Source organism: Synechococcus sp. J7-Johnson (assembly GCF_024345795.1).
Lineage (GTDB): Bacteria > Cyanobacteriota > Cyanobacteriia > PCC-6307 > Cyanobiaceae > Regnicoccus_A.
This window is the reverse complement of the sequence record NZ_JAGQBU010000002.1, coordinates 1-23,016: the sequence shown is the minus strand read 5'-3', so window position 1 is coordinate 23,016 and position 23,016 is coordinate 1. Positions and strand designations below refer to the sequence as shown.

The window sequence follows — 23,016 nt, the reverse complement described above, 5'->3', positions numbered from 1 at the left end:
GGCGATCACGACCAGATCAGCAGACCATGGCCAAGCCACCGCTCCACCGCCACCAAGGCGATGAAGCCGAGCATGGCCAGCCGGCCATTCAGCCGCTCCGTGTGGGTGTGGAAGCCGAAGCGGGGCAGTCGCCGCTTCGGAACAAGGGTGGGGTTCAGCAAGGGGTTCAGTCCTCCGTGAGTAGACCCTCTTCCTGCAGACCCTCAAGGGCCGCGGGATCAGGGATGAGCTCTTCCTCCAGTCCTTCCTCCTGGGCCGGCCGGGCAAAGGCCGCAAAAGAGCTGGCAGCAGCTTCGATGCCCCGCTTGCTGCGGACCGCATCGAGCTCGTCCTCGGAAGGGTCCTCCAGCACCGCCTTGGTGACAGGGGCCGCAGCAGGCATCTCCACGGTGTAGTCCGGACGGAGGTTGGCCACACGGCGGTAACTGCCGGCCTCCTCGTCGAGGATGTCGGGGTGGGGGCCGGCTTCAGCTCGCAGTTCCTCCTCGAAGCCACCGAATCCGGTGCCGGCAGGGATGAGGCGGCCGATGATCACGTTCTCCTTGAGACCGCGCAACCAGTCGCTCTTACCTTCGATCGCCGCTTCCGTGAGCACCCGGGTGGTCTCCTGGAAGCTGGCGGCGGAGATGAAGCTGTCGGTGTTGAGCGAGGCCTTGGTGATGCCCAGCAGAACCGGTGTGAACTCGGCGGGAGCGCCGCCGGTGATGGCCATCGCCTGGTTCACCTGCTCCACCTGGCGCAGCTCGATCAGCTCACCGGGGAGCAGGGTGGTGTCACCGGCATCCTCGATTCGTACCTTGCTGGTCATCTGGCGCACGATCACTTCGATGTGCTTGTCATCGATGGTGACCCCCTGGGATTTGTAGACGTTCTGCACTTCCTGCACCATCCGGAACTGCAGCTTGGAGATGGCCTCCTGGGCCGCCTCCATCGAGGGCTTGCGGCTTCTGAGGTCCTCGAAGTAGCACTCCAGCAGTTCGTGGGGATTGATCGGACCATCGGTGAGCATTTCACCGGCCGTCACCTGCTGGCCGTCGTTCACCATCACATTGCGCCCGAGCAGGATCGGATAGTCGGTGCTGACATCGTCATGCTCGATCACGGAGACAGTGATTGAGTCGTCGTCTTCGCCCTGCTTGATGGTGACGGTGCCGGGTTTGCGGCAGAGCACCGCGGATTCCCGCGGTCGCCGGGCTTCCAACAGCTCTTCGATCCTGGGCAGACCCTGGACGATGTCTCCGGTCTTCTGGCGCTCGAACACCAGCAGGGCCAGGGCATCCCCCCGCTGAACAAGCTCACCGTCGCGGACATGCAGCACCGAATCCGGCGAGACCATGTAAGGACGGCCCAGACGGATGGTGATAAGGCTGCCGGCGATAGCTTCCACCTGACCGCAGCAGGGAGCCTCGATACCGCTGGCGAGAGGTTCGCCATCAACCAGACGCTGGCCCACAGTCACGGCCAACTCAGCGCTGCCGATATCGAGGTCGCGGGTGTCGCCCTCACGTTCGACGATCAGACGTCGTACCGGCTCCCCTTCCACCGGATCAGGCAGTTGCACCACACCGTCTTCCTTGCAGAGGATCTGGGTGGTGGCAACCACATCGCCGCTCTTGACGCTGCTGCCGTCCTCCACCTGCAGCTCGGTGTGGGTGGAACCATGGCTGGCATCGGAGAGGGTGTCGCGGCGGACCAGCAAGGTTTCGAGGATCACCAGTTGGAGCCGCTCGATCGTCTTGGCCCGTTTATCGGGGACAGCCTCCACATCCACCGTCATCTGTGGAGTGGTGTCGAAAGTGTCGAGGATCAGCTGGGTGCGCAGCAGCTCGACTCCATCCACCGACTTGATCAGTTCACCGTCCTTGAAGGTGAGGCGCTGGGTGGCCTTGAGCCCCAGGAAGGGACCGCCGTTCTGCTTGACGCTGCCCAGCTCGGGCAGGTGAGCCTGGTCGGGAATGGGGTATTCCTCAACCGGCCGCAGCAGGAGGGCGCCGCCCTCGGGAGTGTCGACGGACTCGATGAAGACCATCGACTCAGGGACAAGGCCGGGGGCGATCTCTTCGCCAGGATTGTGCAGACGACCTTCGTCGCTGTAGCGGGCATGGATCTTGGCATCGCTGACCAGATGCAGCGTTCCAGATCGCACGATGATTTCGCGCAGGATGTCGTTCTTCTGGGTCACGGTCACGATTCCGGCCGTCTGGCTGAAGATGTCCTTGACCACTTCGGTGCCAGCCTCGATCCACTGGCCGTCTTCGATCATCAACAAGGAGATGTCTTTGTTGATTTCATGGGTTTCCTGGGGAATCCAGAGAACAGTGCCCCCCTTGGACACCTCGTAACCATTCTTGGCAGAGCGAGCTTTCTTGATCGAGAGGCCGGGGGCGTACTTGATCAGTCCACCGGTCTGGGTGCGGAAGCGGTCATCGGCCAGCTCGGCGATCACCTCACCACTGCCAATCTTGCTACCCGGTTGGGTCTTGAGCAGGTAACGGATGTTGTCCTTGCCCTCCAGGTGCCAGATCTCACCGGAATGGGTCGATTCACCCACCAGCTTGCAGTCCTTGAGGGTGAGGCTGGCGGTGACGATCTGCACTTCACGGGAATCGCCGGTGGAATCGCGCAGGCGCACCGATCCTCCGTGCTCACTCACCAGGCGGCTTTCCGCCAGCACCTCACCAGTGGTGACGGCGGTGTTGCCCTTGACCACCGGCTGGGCATTGGGAGGAAGGTTATAGACATCACCCGCCAGCACCCAGAGCCGCCCGAGGCGCTGGGCCTTGAGGGTGATGTTGCCCTGGCGGTCGGTCGACTCGCGGGGCTGAATCACGTCTTCGTAGCGCACCTGGCCTGCCAGATCGCAGATCACATCTTTGGTGGCCTTCTCGACGCTCTTGTGCACCGCGACGCCAGCCGAGATCTGTGCCAGCACCATGTCGGAGGGAACCTCATCACCATCGGCGACGAAGAGAACAGAACCGGCGGTGATGTCAAGGCGCTGGATCCTGCCCTTGCCGCTCGGTTTCACCGAAAGGGTGAAATCGGTTTCGGAGAGATGGGCCTCAACACCATGGGAGGTGCGGTGGTCGCGCACCCGGGCCTTGGGACCGAATTCGACTGTTCCGGCCACCAAGGAGCGCACCACGCCGGTTTCGGCCGTGGACACACCACCGGTGTGGAAGGTACGCATCGTCAGCTGGGTGCCGGGCTCACCGATCGACTGGGCGGCGATGATGCCCACCGCTTCGCCCAGATCCACCAGCTCGTTGTGGGCCAGGGCCCAGCCGTAGCACTTACGGCAGACCGATCGAGCTGCCTCGCAGGTGAGGGGCGAGCGCACGACAACGGTCTTGACGCCAGCGGCTTCGATCAGCCGGGAAAGCTCGTGGTCGATCTGTCCGTCGCGATCAACCAGCACGGTGCCATCTGAGCCGAGGACGGGCTCACCGGCAAGACGGCCCACGAGTTTTGCGAAGAATCGCCCCTTCTCATCGGCGTGAATTGGAATTCCGCGGGTCGTGCCGCAGTCGTCCTCCCGCACGATCACATCCTGGGCCACATCGACCAGGCGGCGGGTGAGGTAGCCCGAGTCGGCGGTACGCAGGGCCGTGTCCACCAGACCCTTACGGGCGCCGTAGGAGGAGATCACGTACTCCGTGACCGTGAGCCCCTCACGAAAGTTGGTGCGGATCGGCAAGTCGATGATCTCCCCCTGGGGGTTGGCCATCAGACCGCGCATGCCCACCAACTGACGCACCTGGGACATATTGCCCCTGGCGCCAGAGTTGGCCATCATCCAGACCGAATTGAGCGGATCGTTCTCGTTGAAGTTCTTCTTGACTTCCTCCACCAACCGCTCGTTGGTTTCTGTCCAGGTGTCGATCACCTTGGTGTGCCGCTCAACCTCGGTGATTTCTCCCAGTCGGTAGCGCTCCTCGGTATCGGTGATCTGCTGCTCCGCTTCCTCGAGCAGGCGGGCTTTCTCAAAGGGAATACGCAGGTCTTCAACAGAGATCGAAACCGCTGCCTGGGTGGCGTAGTGGAAGCCAAGGTCCTTGAGATCGTCGGCCATGGAGGCCGTCGCGGCCGTGCCGTGGTGCTTGTACGCCCAGGCCACGAGGTTGCGCAGGGCCTTCTTGTCAATCTCCCGGTTTCGGAAGCGCGGCGGTTCCTTGCTCAGAGGAGCGCGGCGATCCTGGACATTGGGCTTGGAAGGAGTGATGGTCATGGAAGCGAGCAAGAAAGACCGGAGAAAAGACCTGGATCACCAGGTGAAGTCGAAGACGTGCTGAAGCAGGTCAGTTCAGGTGACGGCCACCGCGTCAATAATCGTTCGATTCATCACAACCCGACCGACAGTGGTGAGCAGATAACGGGTGATAAGGGCACTTTCCTCATCGAATCGATCGCGGCGGTACTTCCACTGCTCGATACGAGTGCCATCGCTGAGGGTCTCCTCGTGTACCGGGGCTTCGCCCTCATCATCATCGTCGACATCACCACTGAAGCGAACCCAGACCCACTGATGCAGATCAAGATGCCTTTCGTCAAAGGCGTTGATCACGTCGTTGAGACCGGCGAAGGTACGACTGCGGTCGCCGAAGTTGGGCTTGCTCTCCTTGCGATCCACCGCTGTGAGGTAGTAGATACCGAGCACCATGTCCTGGGACGGGGTGATGATCGGCTCTCCGGTGGCAGGCGAGAGGATGTTGTTGCTCGCGAGCATCAACATTCGTGCCTCGGTCTGTGCCTCGATGGCCAGGGGCACGTGCACAGCCATCTGGTCGCCGTCAAAGTCGGCGTTGAAGGCCGGGCAGACCAAGGGGTGGAGCTGAATGGCGCGGCCGTCCACCAACTTCGGCTCAAAGGCCTGGATACCGAGCCGGTGCAGGGTGGGCGCTCGGTTGAGCATGATCGGATGGCCTTCGATCACCTCCTGCAAGACCTGCATCACCTCATCGTCGGCACGCTGAATCAGCTTCTTGGCGGCCTTGATGTTGTTGACAATGTTCTGGCGGATCAGGCGGTGAATCACAAACGGCTGGAACAGCTCGATCGCCATTTCCTTGGGCAGGCCGCACTGGTGCATCTTGAGCTTTGGACCCACCACGATCACAGATCGACCGGAGTAGTCGACCCGTTTGCCAAGCAGGTTCTGGCGGAAGCGGCCCTGCTTTCCTTCGATGATGTCGCTGAGTGACTTGAGCGGACGATTGTTCGCACCGACCACGGTGCGGCCGCGTCGGCCGTTGTCGATAAGTGCATCCACCGCCTCCTGCAGCATCCGCTTCTCGTTGCGGACAATGATCTCCGGAGCAAGAATCTCCTGCAACCGAGCCAGGCGGTTGTTGCGGTTTATCACCCGTCGATAGAGATCGTTGAGGTCACTGGTGGCGAACCGGCCGCCATCGAGCTGCACCATCGGGCGCAGATCGGGAGGGATAACCGGAATGGCATCGAGGACCATCCAATCCGGGCGGGCATCTGTGGCAATGAAGTTATCGATCACGCGCAGGCGCTTGATCAGCTTCGCTCGCTTCTGCCCCTTACTGCCGGCAATATCCTCGCGCAGTTGTTCAGCAATTTCGGTGAGGTTGAGATCTTCAAGCAGACGCTTGAGAGCCTCTGCACCGATCCCCACCTCAGGCTCATTCTCAATCTCTGAATCTTCAGCGTAGATCTGATCTTCAATCTCAAGCCACTCGTCTTCAGTAAGAAGTTGCTTATAGGTGAGATCCTTGTGGTCGCCCGGTTCGAGCACCACATAACAGTTGAAGTAAACAATCTGCTCCACATCCCGAAGGGGCATGTCAAGCAGAATCGCCACGTAGCTGGGAATCCCCTTCAGGTACCAGACGTGGGAAACAGGAGCCGCCAGCTTGATGAAGCCCATGCGGTGACGACGGACCCGGCTTTCGGTGACCTCAACACCACAACGCTCACAGACGATGCCACGGTGACGCACCCGTTTGTACTTGCCGCAGTGACATTCCCAATCCTTGGAAGGGCCGAAGATCTTCTCGCAGAAGAGCCCGTCCATCTCGGGCTTGAGGGTGCGGTAGTTAATGGTTTCGGGCTTGGTGACCTCACCGACCACCTGACCATTGGGCAGGGTGCGCTGCCCCCACTGCATGATCCGCTCGGGCGAAGCCAGAGTGATCTTGACGTAGTCGAAGTGGTTCTCGGTGCGGGAGTTGCTGTTGGTCATGGCCGAAGGGCACGCGGACGTCGAATGAAACGGTGAGGCTCAGAGCGTGGATTCAATCGTCGTCGTAATCCGCGACGCCGAGGGATTCATAGGTGGGCCGGTTGGGAGTGCTGCGACGAGGATTGACGTCCTGCATCAGATCAACCTCGATGCCTTCATCGGTGTAGACGGCGATATCCAGACCCAGCGACTGCAATTCGCGCATCAGCACCTTGAAGGATTCCGGTGTGCCTGGCCGGGGAATCGGTTTGCCCTTGACGATGGCGTTGAGGGCCTCGTTGCGACCCTGCATGTCATCGGACTTAACAGTGAGTAGCTCCTGCAGGGTGTAAGCGGCCCCATAGGCCTCCAGTGCCCAAACCTCCATCTCCCCGAGCCGCTGGCCACCCTGCTGCGCCTTACCGCCGAGAGGCTGCTGGGTGACCAGGGAATAAGGGCCGGTGGAGCGAGCGTGGATCTTGTCGTCGACCAGGTGAACGAGCTTGAGAATGTGGGCATACCCCACGGTGACCGGCTGGTCGAAGGGCTCGCCGGTGCGGCCGTCGATCAACTGAATCTTGCCAGGATTCTCCGGGTCATAGACCCATTCCTTGCCGGGCTCGCTAGCGGCTTCCTCCAGGTACTTCTGCACAGTGTTCTTGGAGGTTTCGTTGCCGTGCATCTCATCGAACGGCACCACCTTGACGCGGCAGTTCAGGTGGGATGCGGCCCAGCCCATCAAGCACTCGAACACCTGACCCACGTTCATCCTGGAGGGAACACCCAGGGGATTGAGAACGATGTCGATAGGGGAGCCATCCGGCAGATAAGGCATGTCCTCACGAGGGAGGATGCGGCTGATGATGCCCTTGTTGCCGTGGCGGCCGGCCATCTTGTCACCCACCTGGATCTTGCGGCGCTGAGCAACGTAAACACGCACCACCATGTTGGCCCCGGGCGGAAGCTCATCACCCTGCTCACGGGTGTAGATGCGTACATCCACAACCCGGCCGCGCTCGGTGCTGGGAACCCTCAGGGAGTTATCGCGTACATCACGAGCCTTCTCACCGAAGATTGCCCGCAGCAGCTTCTCTTCCGGTGGTTGATCCGATTCACCCTTGGGAGTGACCTTACCGACCAGGATGTCACCGGATTCAACGTAGGCGCCGATCCTGATGATGCCCATCTCATCAAGGTTGCCCAGGCTCTCCTCAGCCACGTTGGGGATCTCTCGGGTGATCTCCTCTGGGCCAAGCTTGGTCTGGCGGGCTTCGATCTCGTACTTCTCGATGTGTACCGAGGTGTAAAGGTCGTCCTGAACGAGCCGTTCGCTAACGAGGATCGCATCTTCGTAGTTGTAACCCTCCCAGGGCATATAGGCAATCAGGACGTTCTGACCCAGAGCGATCTCACCGCCCTCACAGGCGGAACCGTTGGCCAACACCTGGCCGGCGATGACAGAGTCACCCTGGCTGACGATCGGCCGCTGGTTGAGGCAAGTGTCCTGATTGGAACGTTGGTACTTCTGCAGATGGTGAATGTGATCGGTGCCCTGCTCATCGCGGATCACAATCGCCGTGGCATCCACGAAGGTGACAGTGCCATTCACCCGGGTGATCGGCACCATGCCCGAGTCGCGGGCCACCTGGGTTTCCAGACCAGTGCCCACCAAGGGGCGCTCGGGCCGCAGCAGAGGAACAGCCTGACGCTGCATGTTCGAGCCCATCAGGGCCCGGTTGGCGTCGTCGTGCTCGAGGAAGGGAATCAGCGACGTGGCCACCGAGATCACCTGTACCGGTGACAGCTGCACATAATCCACCTGCTCGGGCGGCACTTTCTCGAAGTCCTGGCGATAGCGGACAGGGATCAGTTCAGCAAGGATGCGACCATCAGCATCGGTGGCCACATCACCGGGAGCGACGCGGCATTCATCTTCGAGGTCGGCAGAAAGATAGATCGGATTGCCCTGCTTGTGGACGAAACCGTTCTCCACCTTCCAGAAAGGAGTTTCGATAAAGCCATATTCGTTGACGCGGGCGTGGGTGGCCAGCGAGCCGATCAGACCGGCGTTGGGCCCCTCAGGAGTCTCGATCGGGCAGATGCGGCCGTAGTGGGACGGGTGGATGTCGCGCACAGCAAAGCCGGCCCGCTCTCGGGTGAGACCGCCGGGACCGAGGGCACTTATCCGCCGCTTGTGGGTCAGCTCTGCCAAGGGGTTGGTCTGGTCCATGAACTGGCTGAGCTGGCTGGAGCCGAAAAACTCCTTGATCGCCGCCACCAATGGCTTGGGGTTGACCAGCTGTGCGGGGGTGAGCGACTCGGTTTCACCGACCGTCATGCGCTCCTTGATGATCCGCTCAAGCCGGTTGAGGCCTACCCGCACCTGGTTCTGCAGCAATTCTCCGACGGAGCGCACCCGACGATTGCCGAGGTGATCGATATCGTCGAGGGAGGCCCCACCCACATCGAGCTCTAGATTGATCAGGTAATCAATCGTGGAAAGCACATCCTCAGCCGTGAGGGTTCGCACGGCGTCGGGGATGGTGAGTCGAAGTTTTTTGTTGATCTTGTAGCGGCCCACGCGGCCCAGGTCGTAGCGCTTGGGATCAAAAAATCGACTGTGCAGAAGCTGCTGGCCACCACTCACCGAAGGCGGCTCACCTGGGCGCAGCTTTTTGTAAAGCTCAAGCAGGGCCTGATCTTCCGAAGAGATGCCTTCGTCGTTAGCCGCTTCGATCGACTTGCGGTAGTACTCCGGATGCCGCAATTTGTCGAGCACATCGTTGTCTGAGAGCCCGATCGCCCTCATCAACACGTGGGCATTGATCTTGCGCGTCTTGTCGACGCGAACGTGCAGCAGATCGTTTTTATCCGTTTCGAACTTCAGCCAGGCACCGCGGTTGGGGATAAGGCTGGCATTGAAGGTTTTGCGGCCGTTCTTATCCTGTTCGTCTTTGAAGTAGACACCTGGACTGCGCACGATCTGATTGACGATCACCCGCTCGGCACCATTGATGATGAAAGTGCCGCGCTCAGTCATCAGCGGCAATTCACCGATGAAGACTTCCTGCTCTTTGATCTCACCGGTCTCCTTGTTGACCAACCGGCAGGTGACATACATCTGCGAGGCGAAGGTGGCATCGCGTCGCTTCGCTTCTTCCACATCGTGACGAGGACGCTTGAGGCGGTACTCCGTGCCGACGAAATGGAGCTCAAGCTTGCCGGTGTAGTCGGTGATCGGGGAGAAACTGTCGAGCTCCTCGATCAGGCCCTTCTCCAGGAACCACTTGAAACTCGCCCGCTGCACCTCGACCAGATCGGGCAGGTAAGTGACGGTCTTGGCAACCTGAATCGCGCTGCTCATGCGGGGACCTGCAGGAACGGGTGAAAAAGTGGATATGCTGGGCAGGCGGGAACACGCCTGACACTGCGGACTGCCTCAAGGACAGCCAAAGTCACGACAGGGCTTCCCCAGGGGAAGGGGGGAATCCCTGCCGTGTTCACGCTGATGAATCTCGAATCAGAATTGCCGAACTCGACAAAGGAGCGCTTACGCTACCGGTCCAATAAAACATCATACACTATTGAGTGCGGATGGTCCGGGAAGCCCGAACATGCGTACCGCATTTGCAGTTGAGTCGGCGGCCACCTGCTCAAGGGGCTCGCCCCTGAGCTCAGCCACCCGGCTGGCCACAGAGGCCACAAAGGCGGGCTCGTTGCGTTTACCGCGGCGAGGAACCGGTGCCAGGAATGGGCAGTCGGTTTCCACCAGGTAACGATCGGCTGGAACCTGTTGGGCACAGAGATGGGTGTCGAATGCCTTGGCAAAGGTGACCGTTCCACTGAAGCTGATGTACAGCCCCAGCTCCAGGAATGCCTCCATCTCCTGCGGGGTGCCGCCCCAGCAGTGCATCACGCCCCGCGGGCAACGACCCTTGGCCTGACGCTGGCGTAACTCCTGCAGCATTGGCGCGGCGGCATCGCGGCAATGGATGATCACCGGCAGATCAAGCTCCACCGCCAGATCGAGCTGGGGGCCAAGGACCAACAGCTGGCTCTGGAGGTTGGAGTCACGAAAGAGATCCAGGCCCAGCTCACCGATGGCAACCACCCGCTCGTCGTCGAGAGCTGCCTGGCGCAACAGCGCCTGGGTGCCTGCGCCCCAGCACTGGCTGTCGAGAGGATGAACTCCCACCGAATAGCGCAGCTCGGGGAAGCGATCAGCCAGGGCCCGGATCGGAGCAATCTGGGACGGCTCAACGCACGCATGCAACAGGGACACAACCCCGGCGTCACGCCAGCGCTGTGCCACCGCGTCGAGGTCTGGCTCAAAGGCGCTGAACACAACGTGGCAGTGGGAGTCAACGAGCGCCGGAAGCGCGGTGGCCACGGCGGGGATGGTGTTGACGGTCATGGCGGCGGCGAGCCGCTCAGGCGTTGCCGGCAACGGGCTCAATGGCCTGCTTGACGGCGGTGCTGAGCCGCGACTTCTGATTGGCCCCGGTGTTGGCGTGGATCACGCCTCGCTTGACGGCCTTGTCGATCTTGCTGAAGGCCGCGTTGAGGCTGGTCTGAACAGCAGTCTTGTTGTCCTCGCCTGGCTCCTGGCTGTAGGCGGTCACGGCCGTGAAGCAGCGCTTCATCAAGGTGCGCACCGCCGACTTGTAGGTGCGGTTCTGCAGCCAGTTGCGCTCGGCAATCAGGATGCGCTTCTTCGAAGACTTGTTATTGGCCACAGGCGGGTTCAGCGCTGATTCAGCAGTTGTCGATCTTACCCTCACAAGCTCGCCACCCTGACGACCAGCCCTAGCCTGGGAAAATGACTAGGCGGCGCCGTCTTCCGCCACCGCCTTTCCCCGTGCCGAACACCCTGAGCGACACTCCACCAGCCCTGGCCATCGACTTCCTGAAGGATCTCGATGCGGCTGAGGCCAGGCTCGGGCGCATCGCCGGCCGCACCAGCGGCACCGCCAGCCAGGAGGCCGCCGCCAGGGTGGAGGCCATCATCGAGCAGGTGAAGCAACAGGGCGATCACGCCCTTCTCGAGCTGAGCGAACGGTTCGACGGCTTCCGCCCCGATCCCCTGCGCCTGCCGCGGGAGGATCTGGCCCGCGCCTGGAAGGCCTGTCCCTCTGACCTGCGCAGCGCTCTGGAGCTGGCCCACCGGCGCATCCTCGATTTCCATCAACGTCAGAAGCCCAGCGATCTGGAGGTGACTGGCGTGCACGGCGAACGCCTCGGACGCCGCTGGCGTCCGGTGGCCAGAGCCGGTCTTTACGTGCCCGGAGGACGGGCCTCCTACCCCAGTACCGTGCTGATGAATGCCGTTCCCGCCCGGGTGGCAGGGGTCAAGCGGGTGGTGATGGTGACTCCCCCGGGTCCCCAGGGGCACCCCGACCCAACGGTGCTGGCTGCCGCCCACCTGGCCGGGGTCGAGGAGGTGTATCGGGTCGGCGGGGCCCAGGCCATCGCAGCCCTGGCCTACGGCACCGAATCCATCCCGCGGGTGGATGTGATCAGCGGTCCGGGCAACCTTTACGTGACCCTGGCCAAAAAAGCCGTGTACGGCCAGGTGGCCATCGACTCCCTGGCTGGCCCCAGCGAGGTGCTGGTGATTGCCGACCACAGCGCCAATCCGGATCACGTGGCCGCAGACCTGCTGGCCCAGGCCGAGCACGACCCATTGGCGGCGGCGATCCTGCTCACAACCAGCCCTGCCCTGGCAGAGGCTGTGCCCAAGGCTCTGGAGCAGCAGCTGCGCCATCACCCCCGTGCGGATCTCTGCCGGGCCGCTCTGGAAGACTGGGGGCTGATCGTGCTCTGCCCCTCCCTTGAGGACGCTGCTCGGCTGAGCGACCACTTCGCACCCGAACATCTCGAACTGCTGGTGGAGCGGCCCGAGCCCCTGGCAGGGCGGATCGAGAACGCGGGTGCCATCTTCATCGGCCCTTGGAGCCCCGAGGCCGTGGGCGACTACCTGGCCGGTCCCAACCACACCCTGCCGACCTCGGGCACCGCCCGTTTTTCCGGCGCCCTGAGTGTGGAAACGTTCATGCGTCACACCAGCCTGATCGCCTTCAACCGCAAGGCCCTCGAAGCGACAGGACCGGCCGTGATCACCCTGGCCAAGAGCGAGGGTCTGCACAGCCACGCCGACTCGGTGCGCCGCCGGCTCGACTGAGCGACTCAGCCTGCTTGTCAGGCCCGCTCCAGATCCCGCACCCTGGGCTCCCCGTCGACAATCTCGCCCACAAGCACCTGGTCGGCGAGGCCAACGAACAGCCCATTCTCCAGTACCCCAGGCAGGTTGTTGATGGCCTGCTCAAGGGCCACTGGATCGGCGATGCCGCCGGTCCACTTCAGATCAAGCACCAGATTTCCCTGATCGGTGACCACCGGGCCTGCCTTGCGCACAGCCATCCGCAGCTCGCCTTTGCCGCCCATCGCCTCCAGTTCCGCCTTCACCTGGCGCCAGGCACAAGGGAGCACCTCCACCGGCAGAAGGAACTCCAGATTGAGACGCTCCACCAACTTGCTGGAATCCACCACCACCACGAAGCGGTCGGCCCGGCGGGCCACCAACTTCTCCTGCACATGGCAGGCCCCACCACCCTTGATCAACTGAAAGGAGGGGTCCACCTCATCGGCGCCGTCGATCGCCAGGTCGATGCGGGAAACGGCATTGAGGCTCTGCAGAGGAATGCCCAGCTCAGCGGCGAGCACCTCGCCCTGAAATGAGGTGGTCACGCCAGTGATGCCTGAGAGTTCACCCCGTTGCAGGCGGGCGCCGAGTTCCTGGATCATCAGGGCGGCGGTGGAGCCAGAGCCAAGACCGAGCACCATGCCATCGCGGACCTGATCAACAGCAGCTGTAGCCACGGCCAGCTTCATCCGATCCTGCAGCTCGGCCATGGGAGGTGGAAAAGAGGGTGAGCGACCGTAGCAAGCTGAAGCCCGAACTCCTGGAGAACCCAGGTGGCGCTTGGCAGCTCAGGACGCTCGCGGCAGCGCAGCGGGCTTTATCGAGAGCTGAAGTTCCCGGTTACCCCGCACCACCTTGAGGGGCAGAGCCTCGCCGACCCTGGAGGCCTCGACTCGCTGCAGAAGGGCTGCGGGATCGGCCACAGGCTGATCGGCGGCCGCCACCACCAGATCACCACGCCGGAGTCCGGCGGATTCAGCCGGACTGCCCTGGAGCACCCGCTGCACAAGGGCACCGTCGCGCTCAGGTAGCTGCAGCACCGCTTCCGGGTCGCGGTTGTTCTCGCGGGCGCGGCGGGCGGTGAGCGGCACCAGCTGCAGGCCCAGATACGGGTGGATCACATCAGCGCCGGTGCGTAGCTGATCGGCCACACCCCGGGCAAGGTTGATTGGAATGGCAAAGCCGAGGCCGGCACCGGGGCCGGAGCGCACCAGGGTGTTGATGCCGATCACTTCACCGGCAGCATTGATCAGCGGCCCACCGGAATTGCCCGGGTTGATGGCGGCATCGGTCTGAATCAGGTCGAGCCGCTTGTCGGCGAAACCAAGGCTGTTGATATTGCGGTGCAAGCTGCTGACGATGCCAAGCGTGACCGTGCGCTCCAGGCCATAGGGGCTGCCCAGGGCAATCGCCCAGTCGCCCACCTCGAGGGCTTCGGAATTGCCCAGGGGTGCGGCCTGGATGCCTCGCGGGGCGTCGATTCGCACCACCGCCAGATCGGTCACCGGGTCCGCCCCCACCACAGTGCCGTCTAGCTGGCGGCCATCGGCGAGAGTGACTTCCACCTGATCGACCCGATCGACCACGTGGGCATTGGTGAGCACCAACCCATCGGCGTCGATCACCACACCGGAGCCCTGACCTCGCTCACGGCTGCTGCCGGCCGGATCACCAAAAAGATCACGCAGCAGCGGATCAAGCATGGCCGGATCGAAGGCCTGGCGGGGCACTTCCCGCTCGGTGTCAATCCGCACCACGGACGGACTTGCCCGCCGGGACGCCTCGGCGACGAAATTGTGGGCCGGCGCAGACGTCGGCGGCGAAACACTGGCCAGATCAGCAGCTTGGGGCAGCTCGGGGGTGAGCGCCTTGGTGCGGGCGGGCAGCCCCAGGGTCAGGCAGATCACCAGCAGCAGCGCCAGCAAGCGGCCACAGCTGTTCCAGGATCTGCGCGGGGCCTGAGCTGTACCGAGGAGGCGGGAGTGAGCGGGTCTGAGCATGGAGCTGAGGCTAGGCCGCTGGATCGGCCGCCGCTGTCTCAGGCCAGGGCGACCAGCGCAGCAGCCGCTGACTCCAGCGGCCGTCGTGATGCAGCTCCAGCAGGCGGCCGCCGGGATCCTCAGAACGCCCGAGCGGGCAGGGTTGCACCGCTCCAAAGGCACATAGCGTCGAGGGACAGGCCAGTACGGGACTACCCGGCTCTCCGCCAAGCCAGCCCTGCCAGTGCTGGTGGACATGGCCGCAGAGCAGGAGGGCTGGTGAGGAAGCCTCCGAGAGGATCCTGGCCAGCTCGGCCCCATCACGTAGCCCGATGGCATCAAAGCCGGGGTCGCCGATCGGCAGAGGCGGATGATGAACAGCCACCAGGGTGGGGGAGCTCTCCTGCAGCAGGCGCTGCCGCAGCCAGGCCCGTTGGCCGGTGCCCAGCCAGCCACCGCAGTCACCACTGCGGTGGCTGGAGAGCATCAGCAACCGCCAGGTGCCCAGCCACAGCTCCGCGGGCGCCAGCACGGCATGGCGCCCCATGACCGCCTGCAGCAGAAGCGGGTGATCGTGGTTTCCCGGCAGCAGGGCCAGGGTCAGGCCCGAGTCGGTGAGCAGGTTCCGAAGCTGGACATAGCCTCCCCAGCTCTCGTCCTGGCAAAGATCACCGCTGATCAGCAGCAGATCCGGAGAGACTTCAAGGGCTGCGAGGGCCTGCTCCAGGCCATGGCGCAACTGAGCGAGGGGGGTGCGACCCCTGTAGCGACCATGCCCCTGGCGCAGCAGATGGGGATCACTGAGCTGCAGCACCCTGAGCGGATTGGTGCCTGAGGCCGAAGCCTCTGGATCCAGCTGGCTGGTGTGGCCCCGCTCTTGAAGGGGTCGCAACAGAAGGAGCCACGGATCGGGGACTTCAGCCTAAGTTGCCGCAACAGCGCTGCCAGCCCATGGCCTCGATCCCCCCAGGCACCCGTGTGCGATGTGCCCTCTGCCAAGTGGAGATCCAAGGCATGGTGGGCGGCCAGGACCAGGTGATCTTCAGCCAAGGGGCCCCTGGAACCCGCGCCAAGCTCTGGGCCAGGGTCTGCCAGTACGTCAGAGAACCCCAACGCTGTCTCAACCAGGACCAGGCGCTCCGTGGTGAGGTCGGCGCCGACGACTTCTACGGGGAGGCACCCAGCCTGGGTCTGTTTGACGCCCCGGGCGGGGCCACCCCTCAGGCCTGAGCCGGTTGGTTCCAGGGTCTGACGTTCCGGCTTGTAAGCTCGATTTCATGCCCGGCGGGCATCACCCTGATCTTTGGAGTGCTGGCCTCAGGCCTACCTCGAAGCCAGGAGCAGTTCTCTGCAGTGGCCGGTCGGGCGTCCGACCCGCTCTCCAGCCCCGCCGGTGTCCCATCCACTCATCCCCGATCTGGAGCTTCTGGTCACCCCTCTCGCCGAGGCTTCGGGGCTGGCAGTTGAGGGTGTGGAGATTCAGGCCCACCGGCTGCCGCTCACTTTGGTTATCCAGATCCGTCACGCCGACGGACGGGACGTCAACCTCGACGATTGCGTTGCCTTCAGCGGTGTGCTCAGCGAGGTAGTTGAAGCCAGTGAGCTGATGCCCCAGGCATATGTTCTGGAGGTCAGCAGCCCTGGGATCGGCGAGGAGCTCTCCGAGGACCGCGATTTCCGCAGTTTTCGCGGGTTCCCTGTATCGGTGCTTTTCCGAGATGGCCAGGGCCTGGAGACCACTCGCGAAGGCCTGCTGCTGGAGAGGGATGAGGAGAACCTCCAGCTCAATGTGCGCGGCCGCATCAGTCGGATCCCCCGCCTTGATGTGATCTCCGTCCGCCTGGTCACTCCAGCCACAGATTGACCAGCTTCTGCTCCCTACACCCCTCAACCCCCCTTTTGATCCGATGGCACTCGTTCTCCTCCCCGGTCTGCAGAACCTGATCGAGGACATCAGTGAGGAGAAGAAGCTTCCCACCCAGGTGGTGGAGGCGGCCCTGCGCGAGGCCCTGCTCAAGGGCTACGAGCGCTACCGCCGCACTCTTTATCTGGGCATCAGCGAAGACCCCTTCGAGGAGGACTACTTCAGCAACTTCGATGTGGCCCTCGACCTCGACGAGGAGGGCTACCGCGTGCTGGCCAGCAAGATCATCGTGGAAGAGGTGGAGAGCGAGGACCACCAGATCGCCCTGGCCGAGGTGCAGCAGGTGGCCGAGGACGCCCAGATCGGAGACACCGTGGTGCTGGATGTCACCCCCGAGAAGGACGACTTCGGCCGCATGGCCGCCTCGACCACCAAGCAGGTGCTGGCCCAGAAGCTGCGTGACCAGCAGCGCCGCATGATCCAGGAGGAGTTCGCCGATCTCGAAGACCCCGTGCTCACCGCCCGGGTGATCCGGTTCGAACGCCAGTCGGTGATTATGGGCGTGAGTTCGGGCCTGGGCCGGCCTGAGGTGGAAGCGGAACTGCCGCGGCGGGATCAGCTCCCCAACGACAACTACCGGGCGAACGCCACCTTCAAGGTCTTTCTCAAGGAAGTGAGTGAGGTGGCCCGCCGCGGACCGCAGCTGTTCGTTTCCCGGGCGAATGCCGGTCTGGTGGTGTATCTGTTCGAGAACGAAGTGCCGGAGATTCAGGAAGGTTCGGTGCGGATCGTGGCGGTCGCACGTGAAGCCAATCCTCCCTCGCGGGCAGTAGGCCCGCGCACCAAGGTGGCTGTCGACAGCGTCGAGCGGGAAGTGGATCCCGTTGGGGCCTGCATCGGCGCCCGTGGCTCCCGCATCCAGCAGGTGGTCAACGAACTGCGCGGCGAGAAGATCGACGTGATCCGCTGGTCGCCCGATCCCGGTCAGTACCTGGCCAATTCTCTCAGCCCCGCCCGCGTCGAGATGGTTCGGCTGGTGGACCCTGTGGGGCAGCACGCCCACGTGCTCGTACCACCCGACCAGCTCAGCCTGGCGATCGGCCGCGAGGGCCAGAACGTGCGCCTGGCGGCACGTCTCACTGGCTGGAAGATCGACATCAAGAATGCCGCCGACTACGACCAGGCCAGTGAGGACGCTCGGGCAGCAGAGCTGATCGCCCTGCGCGAGGAGGACGAACGGCAGCAGGCCGAGGCCGAAGCCCGACTGGCTGTGGAGCAGGCCGCACGAGCCGAGGAGGATGCTCGCCTGCGTGAGCTCTACCCACTGCCCGAAGACGAGGAGGGCTACGAGGGCGACGCCGAGGTTGAGGAGGCCGAATCGGACTACGAGTCGGAGGAGCCCGCAGCACAGAGCGAGGCCCTGACGGCTGATACAACCGATTCAGCCGCAGCAGAGCCGGATGACGAAGCAGCTGTTGAACTGCGGTGAGCGGAGGCGTCGTCCTGCGGCGCTGCGTGTCCTGCCGGGAACGGCGCGATCGCAGCCTGCTCTGGCGGATCATCCGCCAATACGGTGATGGGGTCGTGCTCGAGGGGGCCGAGACCAGGGCCATGGGCCGTTCGGCCTATGTCTGTCCCTCCAGCAGCTGCATCGAGGACGCCAGGCGCCGCAAACGCCTGCAGCGCTCCCTGCGCTGTCAGGTGTCGGATTCCATCTACACGGCACTGGAGGAACGGCTGAGCGAGCCACTCCATGCAGCCTCTGAGGCAAGATGAACAGTGGCCGCACCGCGCGTGGGGCTCGGCGGCACACGGTGCCCCGACCGATCGGAGACCTGAATGACCAGCAGCGGCAAAGTCAGAATTTATGAGCTGTCCCGGGACTTGGGCCTGGAGAACAAGGACGTGCTCGATGCCGCCGAGAAGCTGTCCATTGCGGTCAAGAGCCACAGCAGCTCCATCAGCGATGGGGAGGCCGAGCGCATCCGCAGCCTGATCAGCACCCCCGCCAACGGCGGCGGGGCCCCAGCGAGCCAGCCCGTCCGGCCAACGGCACCAGCCAGCGAACCGGCCAAGGCCATCCTTTCCCTCAAAAAGGCCGCCCCGGCACAGGCGGCCACTCCGGCCAGTCCTGCAGGTGCCGCCAAGCCGAAGCCGGCCGTCAGACCGGCGAGCAGCCCCCAGAAGCCTGCTGCCCCTGCGCCTGCCCAAGCCGCCAAGCCCACCATCGTCAAGCCGGCCCCCAGGCCGGAGATCGTGGCCCAGGCCCCCGCCGCCGCCGCACCGAAACCGGCAGCTCCCACCCCACCGGCCACCCAGCTGCCGGTCGTCAGAAAAGTGGTGCCCCAGGCCAATCTTCAGAGCCCCTCCGCGGCCGCACCAGCCCGGCCGGTTTCGCCGCTGAAGCCCACACCGGTCTCTGCCAGTCCAGCCAAACCGGCGAGTGCCCCGAGCCGCCCGCCTGCTCCTCCGGTGAGCAAGCCCGAGCCGCCCCAGGTGCGCAAGCCCGATGCGGCCGCAGCGGCCAGCCCCAGTCCCCGTCCCGCCACCAGCCCCCGTCCCGTACCCAGGGGCAGTGCGCCTGCCCCTTCCCGGCCGGCCTCTCCCCAAAGGCCCGGAGCCCCGGCTCCGGTGCGCTCGACCAGCGGCTCCGGCGTCGTCCGCCCGCAACTGGTGGGTCGACCCCAGCCAGGCCAGCCCGGCACGAGTAACCGTCCGGCACCTCCTTCGGGCCGCCCAGCCCTGAGTCAACGGCCGGCTGAGGCCCCCCAGCGACCAACTCCGCAGGTGGGACGGCCCACTCAGGCCCGCAGCCCTCTGGAACTGGTGGGCAAACCGATCCGCCGTGACGCAGCCGGCCCAGCAGGCACCAGCCGCCCAGGCGCGCCTGTGCGGCCCGGCATGCCTCAGGGCATGCGGAAGCCGGTGGCCCCCGGCGAGCTGATGCAGCTCCAGAAGCCCGGCAGCCGCCCAGCCGCCGCACCCCCCAGGCGGCCGGAGCGCAGCGAAAGCAGTCCCGAAGCCCCCCGCCCCACGGCTACCCCGCCGGCAGCTCCTCGGAAACCGGCTTTCCGTACACCCCAGGCCGCAGGGCCTGGCCGGGCACGACGGCCCGAATGGGACGACAGCGCCAAGCTGGAGGCCCTGCGCAGCAAGTCGCCGCAGAAGCAGCGCCAGAAGGTTCACATCATCGGCGACAACGATGATGCGCTCACCGCTGAAACTGGCGGCTTCGCCGGCGAACACGAGGCGATGGTGCTCCAGGCCAGCCTGGCCCGGCCGGCCAAGCCGCGCACCCGTCCAACCACACCGGGCGCCAAGCCCGTTGTGGCGATGCGCAAGCGCAAGAAGGAAACCACCCGCCAGCGGCAGAGGCGCCGCGCGATGGAACTGCGCGCCGCCCGTGAAGCCAAGGCCACCCGGCCCGAGATGCTGATCGTGCCCGAGGGCAACCTCACGGTGCAGGAGCTGGCAGACCGCCTGGGCGTGGAGAGCTCCGAGATCATCAAATCCCTCTTCTTCAAGGGGATCATCGCCACGGTCACCCAGACCCTCGATCTCTCCACTATCGAAACGGTCTCCGACGAATTCGGCGTACCCGTCCTCCAGGACGACGTGGAGGAGGCCGCCAAGAAGACGGTGGAAATGATCGAAGACAGCGATCTCGCTCACCTGATCCGGCGTCCACCGGTGGTCACGGTGATGGGCCACGTCGACCACGGCAAGACCAGCCTGCTCGATGCCATTCGCAAGACACGTGTGGCGGCAGGGGAAGCCGGCGGCATCACCCAGCACATCGGCGCTTACCAGGTCACCATTTCCAACTCCGGTGAAAGCCGTCGCATCACCTTCCTCGACACCCCGGGCCACGAAGCTTTCACCGCCATGCGTGCCAGGGGCACCAAAGTCACCGACGTGGCCGTGCTGGTAGTGGCCGCCGATGACGGCGTCAGGCCCCAGACCCTGGAGGCCATCAGCCACGCCAGGGCGGCAGAAGTGCCAATCATCGTGGCGATCAACAAGATCGACAAGGAGGGCGCCCAGCCCGAGCGGGTCAAGCAGGAGCTTTCGGCTCTGGATCTCGTATCCGAAGACTGGGGCGGCAACACCGTGATGGTGCCGGTGAGTGCCACCAAGGGTGAGAACATCGACAAATTGCTGGAGATGATCCTGCTGGTGACGGAGGTCGAAGACCTCCAGGCCAACCCGGACCGGATGGCGAAGGGCACCGTGATCGAGGCTCACCTCGACAAGGCCAAGGGTCCCGTGGCCACCCTCCTGATCCAGAACGGCACCCTCAAAGCCGGCGATGTGCTGGCAGCAGGGCCCGTGCTGGGCAAGGTGCGCGCCATGGTCGACGACTCCGGCAAGCGGGTCAAGACCGCAGGTCCTTCCTCGGCAGTGGAAGCCCTCGGCTTCAGCGAAGTGCCCACCGCCGGAGATGAATTCGAGGTCTACCCCGACGAGAAGACCGCACGCTCGGTGGTGGGGGATCGGGCCAACGAAGCCCGTGCCACTCGCCTGGCCCAGCAGATGGCCTCCCGGCGAGTCTCCTTGGCATCGATGTCGGGGCAGGCCAGCGAAGGGGAGCTCAAGGAGCTCAACCTCATCCTCAAGGCCGATGTCCAGGGCAGTGTCGAGGCGATTCTCGGCTCGCTCGAGCAACTTCCCCAGGGCGAGGTACAGGTGCGCGTGCTGCTCTCCGCCCCTGGAGAGATCACCGAAACCGACGTGGATCTGGCGGCCGCTTCGGGTGCCGTGATCGTCGGTTTCAACACCTCGATGGCCTCGGGTGCCAAGCGGGCCGCCGATGCCAATGGCGTCGACGTGCGCGACTACGACGTGATCTACAAGCTCCTGGAGGACATCCAGCTGGCCATGGAGGGCCTGCTTGAGCCGGAGCTGGTGGAGGAGCCACTCGGCGAAGCGGAGGTGCGCGCGGTGTTCACCATCGGCAAGAGCGCCGTGGCTGGTTGCTACGTCACCAGCGGCAAATTGCAGCGCAACTGCAAGGTGCGAATCCAGCGCAACAAGCAGGTGGTGTTCGAGGGCGATCTCGATTCTCTGCGTCGCAACAAGGACGACGTAAAGGAGGTAGCCACGGGCTTCGAGTGCGGCATCGGCTGCGATCGCTTCGCCAACTGGCAGGACGGTGATCGGGTGATGGCTTACAAGCTGGTCACCCAACGCCGCACCCTCAGCACCTGATGTGAATCCGCGCAGCGAACCCCTGCTCTGGCTGCAACTGCTCGGATTGGCAGCCATCCCAGCGGAGCTGCTGGCCGTGGCGCTGGTCCTCTCGGGCGCCGATCCCGGTCCGGTTCCAGCGATCGAGCGGCTGTTGCTCTGGTCCCTTGGAGCCTTGTTGCCGACAGTGCTGCTCTGGCAGCGGCCGGCGGATTGCTGGTCGATGCTGCTGCTTCAGACTCCGGCACGGGGCCGCCGCGAGAGTCAGCGAAGGCTGAGTGCCCTTCAATCGCCGCTCCCCATTCGCCTGCTGGCGACGGCCTGGTCAGTGCTGTTGCTTCCGGCAATCTGGCGACTTGATCTACTCTCCGCCCAAATGGTGGCGATCGCTCCCCTGCCAGAAGCGTCCCGGCTGGTCACGATCTTGCTGACCGTGCCCTTGCTGGCGATCCTGGTCTGGCAAGGGCAGCAGCTGATCCAGGCCCTCTGGCTGCTCACCCGCAGCCCTGAGCAAGTAGCAGGTACCCCTGCCATGACTCCTGAAGCACTGGGGCGGGAACGGTTGAGCCTTGGCTTGCCTCTTCTGCTCCCCGATCCTCTCAGCCTGCTGCAGAACAGCCAAAGCCAGGCGGACTACTCCAGCGCCTCAGCGGTCGCGCCAAAGCAGCAGCCCAAAGCCGACAAAGGCAGCGAGCTGGATGAGCAGGTCCCCTGAAGCAACCTCCGAGCCGGCGGATGAGCGCATCACCATGACTGCCAGGCCTATCGCTCCGGAAGCGGTTAGAGCAAACCACAGGGTACGTCGCAGCCCTTTCCAAGGGGCCTTGGCTTCCGCCAGCAGTCGTTCTCGCAGCTCTGGATCCAGAGGCGTGGGTTTGGGCCGTGTCGTGGGCATGGTCCGGAAACCCGCGGAACCCCTCAATGCTAATTTAATCAAGCTGCCGGTGTAGCTCAGTGGTAGAGCAACTGATTCGTAATCAGTAGGTCGTCGGTTCAAGTCCGATCACCGGCTTTTCTCCCCACGCCGAATGGATCTTTCGGCTCAGTCCTGAATGGATGGGTAATAACATTGGGGTCTTTGCCAACTTGACAAGTGATGCGGATGCGCCCTGTTGATCACTTCAGGACAAAGCCAGAGATCAGCCTTCACCAGTGAAGGGGATTTCCAACCTGATCCGGCTGAGAATTAAACCGAAATCGCAAAGTAGTGATTGGTGCGACTACCTCTCTCAGGTCGCCAAAACAATGGTCAGCGAAGACTGGGGGAAAAATTGACTTCTCAGATCCTGGCCAAGCCAACCTTGCTGGACCATGATTTGATCAATCCCTGCCTCAGCACATTGACAGCACTTGGTACTGATGGGTCATCGTAATTGGCCTCATCCCTTGTGGACGCCATAAAAGAGCCCCCGCCAAGGCGGAGGCTTCACTTGCTATTGAGTTGAAGCAGCTGGTGGGCCGCAGGGACCCACCGGTTGCATCAGCCGATTGCAGGGGCGGTCAGTGCCACTGGGGTGGCTTCTGCAGATGCCAGGTCAAGCGGGAAGTTGTGAGCATTGCGCTCGTGCATCACTTCCATGCCCAGACCAGCGCGGTT

General features: G+C 63.7%; 17 protein-coding genes, 1 tRNA gene and 1 pseudogene. 8 read left to right on the top strand and 11 right to left on the bottom strand.

Annotation, left to right across the window (positions count from 1 at the left end; translation table 11 throughout):
* Nucleotides 1–5: 5 nt before the first annotated feature.
* The 6 genes from KBY93_RS01360 to rpsT all read right to left on the bottom strand — a co-directional run bounded on the left by KBY93_RS01360 (nt 6) and on the right by rpsT (nt 10,923).
* Entirely contained in the window at nt 6–161 is a 156-nt protein-coding gene (locus tag KBY93_RS01360) for a high light inducible protein (protein ID WP_255092445.1), read from the bottom strand.
* A 5-nt stretch (nt 162–166) separates the two neighbouring features.
* Nucleotides 167–4,228 (bottom strand): DNA-directed RNA polymerase subunit beta', encoded by a 4,062-nt coding sequence (locus tag KBY93_RS01355; RefSeq protein WP_255092444.1) that lies wholly within the window; start codon nt 4,226–4,228, stop codon nt 167–169.
* Nucleotides 4,229–4,303: 75 nt separating this feature from the next.
* A complete protein-coding gene (locus tag KBY93_RS01350) occupies nt 4,304–6,208 on the bottom strand; it encodes a DNA-directed RNA polymerase subunit gamma (RefSeq protein WP_255092442.1) in 1,905 nt (634 codons plus the stop codon).
* Between the two features lie 52 nt (nt 6,209–6,260).
* Entirely contained in the window at nt 6,261–9,551 is a 3,291-nt protein-coding gene (gene rpoB, locus KBY93_RS01345) for a DNA-directed RNA polymerase subunit beta (RefSeq protein WP_255092441.1), read from the bottom strand.
* 210 nt (nt 9,552–9,761) lie between these two features.
* Nucleotides 9,762–10,601, bottom strand: coding sequence for a TatD family hydrolase (locus KBY93_RS01340; RefSeq protein WP_255092620.1), 840 nt, complete (start codon nt 10,599–10,601; stop codon nt 9,762–9,764).
* 16 nt (nt 10,602–10,617) lie between these two features.
* On the bottom strand, nt 10,618–10,923 hold the full coding sequence (gene rpsT, locus KBY93_RS01335; protein WP_255092440.1) for a 30S ribosomal protein S20: 306 nt from the start codon (nt 10,921–10,923) through the stop codon (nt 10,618–10,620).
* A 122-nt stretch (nt 10,924–11,045) separates the two neighbouring features.
* Here rpsT and hisD point away from each other — a divergent pair, with 122 nt between their 5' ends.
* A complete protein-coding gene (hisD, locus tag KBY93_RS01330; protein WP_255092439.1) occupies nt 11,046–12,368 on the top strand; it encodes a histidinol dehydrogenase in 1,323 nt (440 codons plus the stop codon).
* 17 nt (nt 12,369–12,385) lie between these two features.
* On the opposite strand, the gene rpiA is transcribed toward hisD, so the two are convergent.
* The 3 genes from rpiA to KBY93_RS01315 form a co-directional block, all read right to left on the bottom strand.
* Nucleotides 12,386–13,099 carry a ribose-5-phosphate isomerase RpiA gene (gene rpiA, locus KBY93_RS01325; RefSeq protein ID WP_255092438.1) on the bottom strand — a complete coding sequence of 238 codons (714 nt, stop codon included), beginning with the start codon at nt 13,097–13,099 and terminating at the stop codon, nt 12,386–12,388.
* Between the two features lie 78 nt (nt 13,100–13,177).
* Nucleotides 13,178–14,305, bottom strand: a complete 1,128-nt coding sequence (locus tag KBY93_RS01320) for a trypsin-like peptidase domain-containing protein (protein ID WP_399222374.1) — start codon at nt 14,303–14,305, stop codon at nt 13,178–13,180.
* A 94-nt stretch (nt 14,306–14,399) separates the two neighbouring features.
* A complete protein-coding gene (locus tag KBY93_RS01315) occupies nt 14,400–15,182 on the bottom strand; it encodes a metallophosphoesterase (RefSeq protein ID WP_399222372.1) in 783 nt (260 codons plus the stop codon).
* A gap of 137 nt (nt 15,183–15,319) precedes the next feature.
* On the opposite strand from KBY93_RS01315, the gene KBY93_RS01310 reads away from it, so the two are divergent.
* From KBY93_RS01310 to KBY93_RS01285, 6 genes are all read left to right on the top strand, one after another.
* Complete coding sequence (locus KBY93_RS01310; protein WP_094554800.1) at nt 15,320–15,598, top strand: hypothetical protein; 279 nt, start codon at nt 15,320–15,322, stop codon at nt 15,596–15,598.
* 163 nt (nt 15,599–15,761) lie between these two features.
* Complete coding sequence (locus KBY93_RS01305; RefSeq protein ID WP_255092433.1) at nt 15,762–16,232, top strand: ribosome assembly cofactor RimP; 471 nt, start codon at nt 15,762–15,764, stop codon at nt 16,230–16,232.
* 43 nt (nt 16,233–16,275) lie between these two features.
* Nucleotides 16,276–17,721: a transcription termination factor NusA gene (gene nusA / locus KBY93_RS01300; protein WP_255092432.1), complete on the top strand. Its 1,446-nt coding sequence runs from the start codon at nt 16,276–16,278 to the stop codon at nt 17,719–17,721.
* On the top strand, nt 17,718–18,008 hold the full coding sequence (locus KBY93_RS01295; protein WP_255092431.1) for a YlxR family protein: 291 nt from the start codon (nt 17,718–17,720) through the stop codon (nt 18,006–18,008). The genes nusA and KBY93_RS01295 overlap by 4 nt, the downstream gene beginning before the upstream one ends.
* Before the next feature lie 63 nt (nt 18,009–18,071).
* On the top strand, nt 18,072–21,440 hold the full coding sequence (gene infB / locus KBY93_RS01290; protein WP_255092430.1) for a translation initiation factor IF-2: 3,369 nt from the start codon (nt 18,072–18,074) through the stop codon (nt 21,438–21,440).
* A 1-nt stretch (nt 21,441) separates the two neighbouring features.
* A complete protein-coding gene (locus tag KBY93_RS01285) occupies nt 21,442–22,134 on the top strand; it encodes a low-complexity tail membrane protein (RefSeq protein ID WP_255092429.1) in 693 nt (230 codons plus the stop codon).
* On the opposite strand, the gene KBY93_RS16250 is transcribed toward KBY93_RS01285, so the two are convergent.
* On the bottom strand, nt 22,066–22,314 hold the full coding sequence (locus tag KBY93_RS16250; RefSeq protein WP_399222304.1) for a DUF3493 domain-containing protein: 249 nt from the start codon (nt 22,312–22,314) through the stop codon (nt 22,066–22,068). The two genes, KBY93_RS01285 and KBY93_RS16250, sit on opposite strands and share 69 nt — an antisense overlap.
* A gap of 45 nt (nt 22,315–22,359) precedes the next feature.
* Between KBY93_RS16250 and KBY93_RS01280 the strand changes: the two genes are divergently transcribed.
* Nucleotides 22,360–22,431: transfer RNA gene (locus tag KBY93_RS01280), tRNA-Thr, on the top strand.
* Nucleotides 22,432–22,899: 468 nt separating this feature from the next.
* Here KBY93_RS01280 and KBY93_RS01275 read toward each other — a convergent pair.
* Nucleotides 22,900–23,016, bottom strand: a pseudogene (locus KBY93_RS01275) (photosystem II q(b) protein); the annotation flags it as partial.